Raw genomic sequence first — 13,687 nt, forward strand, 5'->3', positions numbered from 1 at the left:
TGCGCATTTATCTGAGGTGAAGGTCTGGCAGAGGTTGATTACAGGTACGCAAATACATCATAAAAGAGGAGAGGGGCGTGATAACGATAAGAGAACGCCCCGTCCCCTGACGCACGACCGAAGTGAGTTGTGCTGTTTGGTCCATCGCTCGGTCAATGAACTGACGACATAGCATTAAATGACCAGCCCTATCTTGAACGTCGCGATCCCTTGGAACCTAAGCCACTACATTCCGTTGGATGGGTTTCATCCGCTTTATCGAGCATTGTTTGATCATGCCCCCGAGAATATCAAGCTGTCGGCGTGGGATAACGTCGAACTGTATCGCAAGTTTCAGGGCGATGCGTCGGTACGGAAGGCCACGGTCGAGAAAATAAAAAAGCACGCCGCCCGCTCTCGTCGAGTTGATGAAAACCCCGTTGCAACTCAGTATGAGGAATATTTCTGGCCTCCCGACCAGGTTCTGACTGCCGCACTGGAGGGCGACATAGAGTTTCATCACACTGCACCGTTCCCCTCTCTCAAACGGCCGTTTGTTTTTCACTGCGAGTCGTTTGCACCGATCTTGTTCCCTTTTGCGCAACAAGGGGGCGACAGTGTTGATAGCGACGAAGATCTCAGGAAGCATTATAGAAGCATTTTTGCCCATCCTCTGTGCCTCGGAATCTTTTCCCATGTGCCCGAGACGCTTCGTGCGCTTAGCGCATTCTTGTCCGACACAACCATCGACAAGAAGTTGTTCCCCTCGCGAATTGGGCTAAGTGACGATGCGCTCCCTCTTCACGAACCATGTCAAAAGCCGTCGCTTTCCAGGCCGCGGTTCTTGTTTGTCAATTCCGCGAACCAGAATCCGGTGAATTTCTTTCGTCGTGGGGGGCATCTCGTCTTACGTTTTTGGAAGGAGATGGTCGTCAGTGGTCGAGGCGGCCTCCTGATGCTTCGTTGTGCCATGCCTGGTGATATCGAGTTGCAGGAGTATGGAGTCGATGTATCTTGGGTGAAGGGTGAAATCGGCCGAAGTATTGTTTGGGATCAAGGCTATTTGGCCAGCCATGAAATACAATCTTTGATGGCCAGCGCGCATTTTTTCCTGCTCCCTAGTGCGGATTTGCACTCGGTTTCGATCATGGAGGCCATGAGAGCGGGAGCGATTCCAGTCGTGTCCGATGCCATGGGTATCACGGTGTGCGTCGCCGATGGGGAAAATGGGATCGTTTTATACGGTGTACGAAAGGAAGTCTGGCCCAAAGGCGCAGGAACGGATCTCTTGTTTGGCCAATCTAGTCGAAACGCCGAGCTTGACAATCTTCTGGTTGAACAACTGAGAAGCCGCGTGTGTGCTTTGTTGGAGAAGGAAGATACTTATTGGGATATGCACAGGTGTACGCAGACGTATGCCCGAGAGCGGTTTTCGGGGCAAAGGTTTGCCCAGGATTTCTGGGCTTTGGTGGTGGATTTATACGCTCGCTTCAGGCCAGCGTCCGTTACCGGAGAGTCCGGTTTTGATCACCTGAGCCGTTGCTTGAACGAGTGCACGATCAAGAGCGGTGAGTGGGCACGAGTGTTTGAGAGCCCCCCGCAGCCTATGTTACGAATAAAGACGGAGTTCGCCATGGTATGGGAATTGGGTGGTGCCATGATCCAGACCTACGGCAATCCTCGCATCGAGCTGAATGACTGGTCCGTATTGGCCCGATATCATAAACCTAGCGCACCAGAAGTGACGTACGCGTATACCTTGGAAGAACTGGAAGGAACATACCTTCACCCGCTCGGAGGGCGTCGGGAAGGAATACGGCGCAAGTTGGTTCGATGGGTTTCCAAAACTCTGAGGCCATTTCCAGCCTTGTATCACTACGCAGCCTCGGTCCTTGCGGTGTATCGTCGGCATGGAGGACTCGGGTTCGCCAGGCCCAACGCAGAGCCCGATATCGAACTCGTCCGTCAGGGAGTCTCGGGACATAACATTATCCGACATCGTGATCGATACTATGCCATACTTCAGCGCGAAGGAGAATTTTCTCCGAAGAAGGCCGAGGCCGGTGGCTATTCGTCTTGTTATCGAGGACATTCTGTAGATGAGGTGCTTGGAAGCATCGTTGCCAGCATGTCGATATCGAAGTCGTTCGATTTTGAAGAAGACACTGAATCAGCTCAGGTTATTGTGGAAGGGTTTCACAATTTCAATATCGTCCGTCAAGGTAGAGAGTTTTACGCTATTTTGCAAAGTGAGGGCGCATTCGTAAAATCAAAGTTACTATCAAAACAATATACTCCTTTCTTTTCAGGCCCCTCGCTTGAAGAAGTTCAACGCAAAATTTTGACTGCATCCACCGTCGAGTCGGCATGGCACCAGGTCTGGCAGAATCCTGCCGACTCTGTTGAAGCGTCGAGACGAGGCACCCGCTGAAGAAGCCTTCGATCCATTGCTGGGTCTACAATCATCAATTGTATGGGATCGGTGATCAAGTGGGCTTTGCGGTCACTGCTTTCCGTCAGCACGGCTATCCGGTTTCCGTCGGGAAACAGCCGCGTCCCTCGTCTCTGAATGTTCTCATTGAAGGGTTCTCCACGGAAAACAGTAGAAATGTGTTGCTCGACTTTTGCCGGTCATCGCGGAAACGAATCGCGGTGATCATGACCGAGCATGTGGATTTTCAGCATGGCCAGATCTATTTCCACGGTGCTCCGCTGGGGAGTCACAACGATTACATGCACTCGTCCACAATTCTCACTCGGATGGAGCATCTGTTGGAGTGCCTGCCCTATCTCCGTTGTTTCTTCGTCTTGGGTGACTTGCCTGAGTTGCGAAATATCTCAACGCTTGTGCCTGGTGTTGAGGTGCGTGCAATCCCATTTCCGGATCTCGGCAGAGGCTTGAATTTTGAGACAGAGAGTCCTTCTGATATCGTCGTCAACGATCTTGTGTTTACCGGAGCCATGACGGAATATCGTGCTCGGCTGCTTTCCATGTTGGAGGCTGCGGGGCTATCCGTCATGTGTCCGAGAAAATTCGTATCAAGGAAGCGTCGCAACGCAATCAATCGGTCGGGGAAAGTGATTGTCAATATTCCTCAGCGAGGAGGTTGGCAGTGGTTGTCATTAATGCGAGTTATCGCCGGACTCCAAAGCGGACGAGCCACAGTCTCGCTGGGGACACACGATAGCTCTCACATATCCTCCTGTTGTACCCAGGTGGATGTTCAACACCATGATTGGGCAAGCCAGGTGAAACAGTGCGTTGATGACTGGAAGTCGCTCTATGTCAGAGACCTGACGAGCTATTCCGCTATGGTACAGATGTTTGAGCGAGAAAGACCCTTTCCTCATGATGTACTTGAATACTGGAGTATCACCGACGGCGTATGCCAATAGTACATCCTTCTCTTGTCCCATCGTTTTCAGGCCGCTCCCATTGACCATTGCCGCTCTCTCCCGCGTTGTGAGGCATCTTTTTCGCAATAGCGCAATTATCCGATGGGGTGCGGCGTTTCTTGGCCCCCACTTCCTCACCAGTCTTGGTGCATTGCCTCGCTACCTCGCGGAATGGAAAGCTTATAACGAGAAGGCTGCCACCCAGCAGCTGTTGCTCAGGGACTCTTACCCCTGCCTTGTTGACCGTGTCGTAGACACGCCCTTCGATCCGCATTATTTCTTTCAGGCTGCATGGCTTGCAAGGCGGTTACAAGGATCCCGTCCGGCTTTTCATGTCGACGTGGGTTCCAGTGCGATGATGATCAATGTGCTGAGCGCCGCCGTGAAAACCGTGTTCGTCGATTATCGTCCGCTTCGCGTCAGCCTCTCCAATTTTACTTCGCTGGCAGGAGATATCGTGCGATTGCCATTCGGTGATGACAGCATTGGGTCACTATCATCCCTGCATGTCATTGAACATGTGGGTCTTGGGCGATATGGCGATCCGCTGAATCCTGACGGAAGTCAGCTCGCAGCTTCTGAACTCCAGCGCGTGTTAATGCCCGGTGGTACGCTCTTTCTATCAGTACCGGTCGGACGCGAACGGGTTTGTTTCAATGCGCATCGAGTGTTTTCGCCGAAGACGGTCAGGGACTTCTTCAAGGAACTCATGCTCATATCTTTTTCTCTTGTAGACGATGTGGGACAGTTCAATGAGGATGTTTCACCAGAAACTGCTGCCAACCTAGAGTATGGATGTGGCCTTTTCGAATTTGTGAAAGCACGTGAGTAGGTCTCTACGGGCCTGGTTGGCTCAGAGCGAGCTGTTTGCTTATAACGTCGTGCGGCGCGATCGTTGGATTGCGAAACAGGCGTCGCTGGTGCCGAGTGGGACGAGCGTGCTGGATGTCGGCGCCGGCTCTTGCCCGTATCGTGCACTGTTCGCACACTGCCACTACCGTACGCAAGACCTCGCCCCGTTGCGGGGCGACCAGCTCCGACATGGGGGCTATGGGGCTCTCGACTTCGTGTCGGACGTGACCGCCATCCCGGTGCCGGACGGCAGCTTTGGGGTGGTGCTCTGTACGGAGGTGCTGGAGCATCATCCAGAGCCTATCCGTGTGGTGAACGAATTGGCGCGGATTCTTCAGCCGGGAGGAACGCTCGTTCTCACCGCACCGCTTGGATCAGGAATTCATCAAGAACCTTATCATTACTACGGCGGCTATACGCCTTGGTGGTACGAGCGCTTTTTGAAAGCAGCCGGATTTGAAGACATCTCGATTGAACCGAACGAAGGGTCGTTTCGATTTTTCGCACAAGAATCCTTGAGGTTTCTTCAAACGACCAATCCGATAAGCAGGAGTCTTCCCCTCGGGATTCGGCTACTCTGGCTTCCGATATGGGTCGCGCTTTGTCCCGTCCTTGGTTTCATCATCCCTGTATCGTGCAAATGGCTGGATCAGTTCGACCACGAGAGGCGGTTTACCGTCGGCTACCATGTGACGGCCAGACGGACTCGGCACACGTGATGCCATGAAGATTTTGTGTGTGATGGGAGAACATGCTTATGGCGACCCTGTGCGCGGAGAAGGTCCCGAATTTGCGAATTTTATTCCCGCACTCAGACGATTAGAACATCAGGTCAGTTTCTTCGAGTCATTGTCGCGCGAACCCCATGGGGATTTTTCTCGTTTGAATCAGGCTTTGTTGCAACGGGTGGAAGAGACCAGACCGGACGTTGTCTTCTGTGTGCTGATGCATTATGAAGTGTGGCTTGAGACCGTTCGAGTCATTCGGAACAGTGGAACCTGGGTGATCAATTGGTCGACGGATGATTCCTGGAAGTATCCGATGTTTTCCAAACTGATCGCGTCGGAATTCGATCTCTTTGTGACCACCTACCCCCAGATGATCGACCGCTACCATCAAGACGGCATCAATTCGGTTTGCCTCTCTCAGTGGGCGGCCAAGGCTGATAGCTTGATGCCTCCTCTCCCTGCTGAGGCCTGTCGATATCCCGTGAGCTTTGTCGGTGCCGCCTATGGGAACCGTCGAGCCATGATCGCCCGGCTTCGCCGCGAAGGCATCGAGGTCACCTGTTTCGGACATGGATGGCAGGAAGGCGCGGTGGAGACTAAGCGGATGGGGGACATCATTCGCGAGTCGCAGATCAGCCTTAATTTTAGCGATGGAGCACATGGTCCGTTGAATCCAGAGAGCCGACAGATCAAAGCGCGCGTCTTCGAAGTGCCCGGGTATGGAGGCTGTCTCCTGACCGAAAAGGCTCCGAACCTTGAGCGATACTTCCGGATCGGGGAAGAGGTTGTGACATTCGAGGGTGGGGAGGAAATGGTCCAACAGGTAAAGATGCTGCTCTCATGTCCTGATCGGCGCGATAGGATCGCCCGTTCCGGATATGAACGGGTGCGCTGCGACCATACCTACGAGCGACGGTTTGAGGAGCTATTGGACGAGCTGACCCGCCGTATTCCACGTCGGCGCGCGTTGCCCGTGGATTGGGCGACGTTTCAAACCGCTGCAGAGGACCACTCCACAGGAACGGCCATTCGAATCATCCGAGCACTGCTGGCATCGGTTGTTTCACTCGTCTGGGGGAAAGACCGCGGCCCTCGTGCGGCGCGTCGGTTGGTTTTCGAGCTGTCTTGGAGACTACGCGGTGCCTGGACCTATACCGCCGCGGGGTGGCCGGGTCGGATGTTCTACAGGGAAAGTTGATTGGACGCCCGGCCTCTGGTCACTATTGCGATGTCGGCGTACAATGCGTCCGGAACCATCGGCCTGGCTTTGCGGTCGATCCTTGCCCAAACGTATCCAAACTGGGAACTGATCGTCGTCGATGATGGTTCGACCGATCGAACCGCAGCGATCATATTGAGTGTGAAAGATTCTCGAATCCGATTCCTTCAAGAGCCGACAGGGAATATGGGCCTCGCTTCACGGTTGAATCAGTGCGTGCGTCTCGCGAAGGGACAGTATGTCGCCAGGATGGATGCCGACGATGTGGCGTATCCGCAACGTCTTGAGCGGCAGGTTCAATTCCTGGAAGAGCATCGCGACATCGATTTGCTGGGAACGGGCGCCGTGATTTTCAAGGGCGAAGGCGAGATCATCGGATGTTATCCCACGGCTAGCTCACATGAAGCCATTTGTCGAAGACCATGGTGGGGATTTCCGCTTGCCCATCCGACATGGATGGGCAAGCGGGGCTGGTTCTTGGCCCATCCCTATTCCGACGAAGATACGCGATGCGAAGATCAGGCACTCCTTCTTCAGAGCTTTGCTCACAGCCGATTTGCGGCGTTGGAGGAAGTGCTCTTGGGTTATCGCATGGACAGAATTGCGGCAAGGAAATTGGGACGTGGTCGATTGAACTATTGCCGCCGACTCGTCGGACAAGTACACGATACCCATTCCGCCCTTCGCTCCATGCAAGGAATCTTCGTCCATAGCCTCGGGTTTGGACGAGATGTCCTGCTGGATCTGGCTGGTGCACTGAACCGATCGTCGAGGCGGTCGTTTCAGGCTGTGAACGACCGGGTGCGGAATGAATGGCGGGTGGTTTGGCAAGACGTGAGTGGGTCGGAGTGCGGAACCAGATGACAGCTACTGTTGACGGAGCAATGACATGATTCATTGCTGGATCTTCAGCCGTTGTGTTACGACGCATCATTGCCCTAGAGTTTGACCATCTAAGGTTGTCGGTCGAAAGCGTTCATTCAGTAGCATGAAACCGTGATGTGCGTCATCGGATAGCGTTCTCATCGTGACAGTGCGGCCAAATTCCATCCCGAGGATTTTGTTTTTCATCACGGAGGACTGGTACTTCCGACTGCATTGGGTGGGGCTCGCACAGGCGGCGCGGGATGCTGGGTTTGAAGTGCTGCTCGCGATGCGCGTCCAGGAACACGGCCCGGAGATCACCCGACAAGGTTTCAAACTGTTTCCTATCACTCTGCTTCGCCGAAGTCTGAACCCGATACGAGAATCTCGAGCCATTATGGAGTTGGTTCGGCTTTACCGAACGGAAAAGCCTGATCTTGTCTTTCACGTCGCCATCAAGCCGATTCTCTATGGGGCCATCGCGGCCCGCCTTGCGGGAGTCCATTCCGTGATCAATGTATTTGCCGGATTAGGCTACGCGTTCACCAGCGAAGAATTGAAGGCAAGATTCTTCCGTCAGTTCTTAAAGCTTGGGCTGCATGTGGCCTGCAAAGCCGCCAGCTCGATCGCGGTATTCCAAAATGAAGAGGATCAGGCTCAGCTGGTGCGTGATCACATCGTAGAGCACAGTCAAACGCGAGTTATTCGGGGAACGGGAGTAGATGTAAACCGGTTCCGTCCTATGGACGAGAATCCTCAAGAACTCGTTGTCCTGTTGGCCAGCCGGATGTTGTGGGATAAAGGAGTCGGGGAGTACGTGGAAGCGGCGCGGATCGTGAAAGAGATGAAGCTGGATGCGCGGTTTGTCCTTGCAGGGCGGTGTGATGAAGACAACCCGGCAAGCATTCACTCGAATCAATTGTACCAATGGCAGGATGAAGGGGTGATTGAGTGGTGGGGACAACGAAACGATATGCCGATGGTGTTCGGAAACGCGGCCATCGTTGTGTTGCCGTCCTACCGCGAAGGACTTCCCGTCAGTCTCCTGGAAGCGGCCGCATGTGGAAAACCGATCATCGCGACCGATGTCCCGGGTTGCCGCGAAGTTGTCCGGCATCGTATAAACGGTCTCCTGGTTCCTCCCCGGAATGCCGTTGCGTTGGCAGATGCCATCGTCATGTTACTAATGAGTCCGCAATTGAGAAGTGAATTGGGTTGTCGAGGGAGAGAGATCGTCGTGAAGGAATTTTCCTCGACCGTCGTGACTCGGCAAACCTTGGCTTTGTATCATGAAGTACTCTGCAGTGGCACATGATCCTAATGAGTGGTTCATCGGCTGGAACTGCAGGACCTCGATCCGATTCAGTGACTTCATATGCGGGTTTTGGTGACAGGCGCATCCGGATTGTTGGGATCATGTCTTGTCCGGAGGCTCTGCGGATCCGGATACCAAGTGCGGGCGGTCATTCGTGAACCGGGCCGGTCTTCGTTGGTCCCGCGGGAGGCCGAAACGATCGTTGCGGATGTTCGATATCCGGTGCCTGCGGAACTCGCGAGCGGGTGTGGCGCCATCGTGCATCTCGCGGCTAAAGTCCACGCAATGGAGGATTCGGGACAAGAGAAGGACTACGAAGTCGTCAATATCGAAGGCACCAGGCACATCCTCGATGCAGCGGTGCGGTCCGGGGTGCCTCGGATGGTGTTTGCGAGTTCAGTGAAAGTCTTTGGGGAAGAGACGAGTGGATGTATTGATGAAGCACGACCGCCCGATCCACAGACTCCATACGGTCAGTCAAAGTGGCAAGCGGAGCAACTTATCTCCGACTATGCAACGCGCCATCGCTTCACGGCAGTCTCGCTCCGTCTACCGATGGTCTACGGTCCGACCATGAGAGGCAACCTGTACCGAATGATCGAAGCGATCGACCATGGGCGATTTCCCCCTTTGCCTCGTCTTTCGACGGTCCGAAGTCTTTTGCATGTCGAAAACTTCGTGCATGCGGTATCCCTTTGTCTGCAGGTGTCGTGCTTTAGGCGATCAGCGTATATTGTCGCTGATGCCGACCCCTATTGTGTGACTGATCTGTATGAGTGGTTGCGCGCAGGATTGGGAAAGACGCCTGCAAGATGGCGAGTTCCACTCTGGGTACTCAAGGGGGGCGCCCGATTGGGGGACTTGCTCCAAGTCTTCAGTGGGCGGCATACTCCCTTAACGACGAATCAGCTGACCAAGCTCATCGGTAGTGCTTGGTTCAGTGCCGGGTCCATCACTCATGAATTAGGATATCAGGCCGCACACTCTTTTAAGGAAACGGTTCCGGAGTTGATTGCGTTCTATCGGCAGTCGATAAGAGTCTGAGCACGGTATACAAAAAAGTGGCCTACATCAGATAACCGCCAGCTATGCCAAGTGTAATAGTCATATTCCCGGCTCTCTTGGCCGGTATATGCGCCTGGTGGCTCACCAGAAACTTATGTTCCCGGAAATCGTTTCTCTCCGTCCTCGCTCATCCGAACGAACGGACACTGCATTCCATGCCGACCCCCCAGACCGGAGGGTTGGCCATCGTGTTAGGTGTGGTGATCGCGCTCATGGCTGCCGCCAGCGTTCTTGCGATCGCACAGCCGTCGAAGCCTGTCTTGCCAAAGGGCCTCGCCTCAGGAAGTCTCTGGATTGTGGCGTCCATGCTCCTTGTGTTTACGGTGTCCTTTCTCGATGACTGTGTCGGTCTCCCTGCGGGTCTCCGTTTAGGGATACAGGCGGTCTCCGCGTGCATCATTATCGGGGGTGTGGGTTTGACCTTGTCTTCCATCCCCATACCCGGAGGACCGACCCTGCTGCTGGGGATCACCTCGATTCCGGTCAGTATCCTCGTCCTCCTCTGGATGGCGAACCTGTATAACTTCATGGATGGTATGGACGGTTTTGCTGGAGGAATGACCTTTTTGGGGTTCGGGTTTCTCGCCTATTTTGGATGGCAGGCTCAGTTCCCCGTCTTGTTCATTATCGCGTCCTTCGTGGCAATGAGTGCGTTTGGGTTTCTTGTCCATAACTTCCCACCGGCTCGTATTTTCATGGGTGATGCGGGCAGCATTACGATTGGATTCTTGGCGGGAACATTGATGATTCTCGGCGTTCGCGACGGAATATTCGAGCTGTGGGTCCCTGTCATGATTTTCTCGCCATTCATCGTGGATGCCACCGTGACGTTACTCCGACGAGCGATTCGTCGCCAAAAGATTTGGGAAGCCCACCGGGAACACTATTATCAGCGGTTGATTCTAAGCGGATGGAGTCATCGCAGGACCGTGCTCACGGAGTACGGAATCATGATGCTGTGTGGAGGCCTGGCGGTCCTCTATCATCACTCCTCGGAAAAATGGCGTCTCATTATTTTAGGTGTATGGTCGGCGATGTTTCTTGTCTTGGGAATCCTCGTCAATCGGTTGGAACAGACGCCCCGAAAATCTCGCCCTGTTCGAGAGGCTCATGTGGTTGGCGAAGAGAGTTCTGCACGGGCGGTTTCTGAACAGGCTCCTGCGCGTGTGACCGTCAAAGCGTAGCGCGGTCTTGTTTGGCGCCTCGCCGTATCACACGAGCTCGACTCTTCCTCGAACATGATAAGGGCATGGATGATCAGACGCCCTTCACGCTGAAGACCACGCGCGACACGGTGTCCGGCGGGCTCCTTAATCAGGATAGCTTCGAGAGATGTCCGTTACAAAGAGAACTTCAGGCATCGGACCGGTTCTCGATTCGTCCCTATTGCGCATGAGCCTGCTCCAGACGGAGGCGAAGCGTGCGGCGGGTTGGACGACGACTGCGCTTGGGTTCACCATTCCCATTTGGGTCGTCGCAGACAGTATCCTCCTGGGCCTTCTCGTATTGTGTTGGGCGGTCAGTGGAGGGTGGCGGGAGAGACTCCGCCGAGTCAGTGCGAATCCCGTGGCGTTGGCCGCGCTCCTATTGTTCGGTTGGTTGCTGGTAGGGACTTTGTGGGGCGAGGGCGCGGTAGAAGATCGAGCGTTGTCGGTAAAGAAGTACGCTACGCTACTCCTGATCCCTCTGTTGATCTCCTTGGCCGTCGATGCTCAAGATCGGAATCGCGCGCTCCGCGCATTGGCGGCTTCGTTGATCGTGACGTTGGCACTGTCTCTCGCCTTGAGCGGAGGCTTCCTTCCGAAGGGCTGGATCTTCAATTGTGATTCGTCCAATCCTTGTGTGCTTTCAATACCCATTTCGTGTGATCTGTCCAACCCATGTATATTTAAAAAGCACACCACCCATAACATGCTCATGGCATTCGGCGTCTTGTTGTTCGGGATGCTCGCCTGGAAGTCCTCGCATCGATGGGCACGATGGGGCTGGGCCGGGGCGGCATGCTTGGCCGCGGGCAATGTCTTATTGATGGTACAAGGCCGAACGGGGTACGTGGTGTTGGCCGGACTTGCTATGGTGGCTTTCCACATGTACTTTGGATGGCGAGGTGTCGTAGCAGCGACCATTGTTCTCAGTGTGACTTTTTCGGCTGCCTATCAGGTCTCGACATCGTTCCGCGATCGCGTTGACCTTGTGGCCAGCGGTGTCGCGCAATGGAATCCGCAGACGACTACGTACGATGGGGTTACGGAGAGGATGGAATTCTTTTATCACACGGTCCAGATCATTCATGATCACCCGCTGATGGGCGTCGGCACCGGAGGATTTACCCACGCATACGCGATGCGCGTCCAGAAGCTCGGCCTGTCTGTTCCGACTCATCCCCATAACCAATACCTCCTGATTATGGTACAAGTCGGAGTGATCGGACTTTGTCTCCTGCTCTGGCTCTTCGCGCAACAATGGCGAGGGTCACCTTTTGTCGGTGATGCCACGGACCGATTGATCGCCAGAGGAGTGGTCGTCACCATTGCAATCGCATGTCTCTTCCAACCTGCGCTCAACGACCATACCGAGAAACTGTTTTACTGCCTGTTCTCCGGTCTCATGTGTTCCGGGACTGATCCACGATTTGAAACGAAGACATGAGCCTTTCCGCTTATATCATCGCCTACAACGAAGCGAAGAAGATCGCCGATACCATCAACAGTGTGCTGTGGGCCGACGAAATCATCGTGGCCGATTCCGCCAGTACCGATGAGACCGCTCGAATCGCCCAAGACTTGGGAGCCCGCGTCGTCCAGATTCCGTTCCAGGGATTCGGCCATCTGCGAAATCAAGCCATCAAAGCCTGTACGTATGAATGGATTTTCAGTCTCGACACGGACGAACAATGCACGCCGGAGGTCCGGGATGAAATCCTCATGATCCTGAGCGGAACTCCGGCGCATGACGCCTATCTTGTGCCGAGACGGAATTACTTCATGGGACGCTGGATCAAACATTCCGGCTGGTATCCGAATTTTCGTCAGCCGCAATTGTTTCGCAAAGGATCCATGAACTACGTGGAATCTCCCGTTCACGAAGGATATGAATTATTGACTCCCAAGCCGGTCGGTCGGCTGAACCATGCGATTTGGCAGATCCCATTCAGGGACTTTGAGGAGGTGGTCAAGAAGGCCAACCGCTATTCATCATTGGGAGTGTTGAAGCTTGCCGACCAACGAGTATCGATGGGGAGTGCGTTGTTTCATGGCATCTGGTCATTTCTCAAGCATTATGTGGCGAAGCGGGGGTTTCTGGACGGCTGGGCCGGGTTTGTCATCGCATTCGGTAATTTCGAAGGAACCTTTTATCGGTATGCCAAACGGTTTGAACAGCAGGAAATGTGGTCGCTCCCCAAACAGATGCCGCTCCGGCGCCCCGGCAGCTCGCCTTCGAAATGAAAACTGCGGTGATCGTGACGACATACAATCGTCCTGATGCGCTGGCGGCTGTGCTGGAAGGGTATTGTAGTCAAAGCGATCAAGATTTCACGCTCGTGGTTGCGGATGACGGTTCGAAGCAGGAGACTCAAGAGGTCATCCGGCACTATGTACGACGGGCACCCTTCCCGCTCACGCACGTGTGGCAGGAAGATCGGGGATTTCGAGCCGCCGCCATCCGCAATCGTGCCGTCGCGTCGGTGAGCGTCGACTATATTGTTTTTACCGATGGAGACTGTGTTCCCTCACGACATTTCGTGCAAGTCCATAAACGACTGGCGGAGCCGGGTTACTTCCTCGGATCGAATCGCGTATTGCTTTCAGCCGCGCTGACGAGCCGTATCCTTCGCCAGCGATTGCCGATCCATACATGGAGCCCAATCGATTGGGTATGGTGTTGGTCGAAACGGGACGTCAATCGAGTGCTTCCACTGATAAAAATCCCTGATGGTCCGTTTCGTAAATGGGCGCCTGATCGCTGGAAAGGGATCAAGACATGCAATTTCTCCGTATGGAGGGATGATCTGATCCGTGTGAATGGACTCGATGAGTCCTACGAAGGATGGGGGTTGGAGGATTCCGACTTGGTCATTCGACTGCTCCACGCGGGAGTGAAGCATAAGAACGCACGGATGGCTGCGGCGGTGTTCCATTTATGGCATCCGGAGCAGGATCGCATGACGCTAACCGACAATCAGAAGCGTCTGGATGATCTTTTGCGCTCGTCCACCGTTCGAGCCGCCATCGGGCTCGAACAATGTGGTGGTCTCTGATGTTGACCGGC

12 protein-coding genes are annotated in these 13,687 nt (G+C 54.3%); all 12 read left to right on the forward strand.

Annotated elements, in window-relative coordinates; translation table 11 throughout:
* Positions 1 to 178 precede the first annotated feature (178 nt).
* The 12 genes from A4E19_08840 (at position 179) to A4E19_08895 (ending at position 13,676) form a co-directional block, all read left to right on the forward strand.
* Complete coding sequence (locus A4E19_08840) at positions 179 to 2,410, forward strand: hypothetical protein (protein OQW30844.1); 2,232 nt, start codon at positions 179 to 181, stop codon at positions 2,408 to 2,410.
* Positions 2,411 to 2,448: 38 nt separating this feature from the next.
* The gene (locus A4E19_08845) at positions 2,449 to 3,375 is read left to right on the forward strand and encodes a hypothetical protein (GenBank protein OQW30845.1); all 927 of its coding nucleotides are present in this window, start codon (positions 2,449 to 2,451) and stop codon (positions 3,373 to 3,375) included.
* Positions 3,376 to 3,586: 211 nt separating this feature from the next.
* Positions 3,587 to 4,207 (forward strand): hypothetical protein, encoded by a 621-nt coding sequence (locus A4E19_08850; protein ID OQW30921.1) that lies wholly within the window; start codon positions 3,587 to 3,589, stop codon positions 4,205 to 4,207.
* Positions 4,200 to 4,946, forward strand: coding sequence for a methyltransferase type 11 (locus A4E19_08855; protein ID OQW30846.1), 747 nt, complete (start codon positions 4,200 to 4,202; stop codon positions 4,944 to 4,946). The genes A4E19_08850 and A4E19_08855 overlap by 8 nt, the downstream gene beginning before the upstream one ends.
* A gap of 22 nt (positions 4,947 to 4,968) precedes the next feature.
* Positions 4,969 to 6,153 (forward strand): hypothetical protein, encoded by a 1,185-nt coding sequence (locus A4E19_08860; protein ID OQW30847.1) that lies wholly within the window; start codon positions 4,969 to 4,971, stop codon positions 6,151 to 6,153.
* Complete coding sequence (locus A4E19_08865) at positions 6,154 to 7,038, forward strand: hypothetical protein (protein ID OQW30848.1); 885 nt, start codon at positions 6,154 to 6,156, stop codon at positions 7,036 to 7,038.
* Between the two features lie 169 nt (positions 7,039 to 7,207).
* Positions 7,208 to 8,353, forward strand: coding sequence for a glycosyl transferase family 1 (locus A4E19_08870; GenBank protein ID OQW30922.1), 1,146 nt, complete (start codon positions 7,208 to 7,210; stop codon positions 8,351 to 8,353).
* Between the two features lie 60 nt (positions 8,354 to 8,413).
* Positions 8,414 to 9,397: a hypothetical protein gene (locus A4E19_08875; protein ID OQW30849.1), complete on the forward strand. Its 984-nt coding sequence runs from the start codon at positions 8,414 to 8,416 to the stop codon at positions 9,395 to 9,397.
* Positions 9,398 to 9,573: 176 nt separating this feature from the next.
* A complete protein-coding gene (locus tag A4E19_08880) occupies positions 9,574 to 10,602 on the forward strand; it encodes a hypothetical protein (GenBank protein OQW30850.1) in 1,029 nt (342 codons plus the stop codon).
* Between the two features lie 148 nt (positions 10,603 to 10,750).
* On the forward strand, positions 10,751 to 12,067 hold the full coding sequence (locus A4E19_08885) for a hypothetical protein (GenBank protein OQW30851.1): 1,317 nt from the start codon (positions 10,751 to 10,753) through the stop codon (positions 12,065 to 12,067).
* A complete protein-coding gene (locus tag A4E19_08890; GenBank protein OQW30852.1) occupies positions 12,064 to 12,864 on the forward strand; it encodes an alpha-L-glycero-D-manno-heptose beta-1,4-glucosyltransferase in 801 nt (266 codons plus the stop codon). The genes A4E19_08885 and A4E19_08890 overlap by 4 nt, the downstream gene beginning before the upstream one ends.
* Positions 12,861 to 13,676 (forward strand): glycosyl transferase family 2, encoded by an 816-nt coding sequence (locus A4E19_08895; GenBank protein OQW30853.1) that lies wholly within the window; start codon positions 12,861 to 12,863, stop codon positions 13,674 to 13,676. The genes A4E19_08890 and A4E19_08895 overlap by 4 nt, the downstream gene beginning before the upstream one ends.
* Positions 13,677 to 13,687 lie beyond the last annotated feature (11 nt).

This window comes from Nitrospira sp. SG-bin1, from assembly GCA_002083365.1.
Taxonomy (GTDB): Bacteria; Nitrospirota; Nitrospiria; order Nitrospirales; family Nitrospiraceae; genus Nitrospira_D.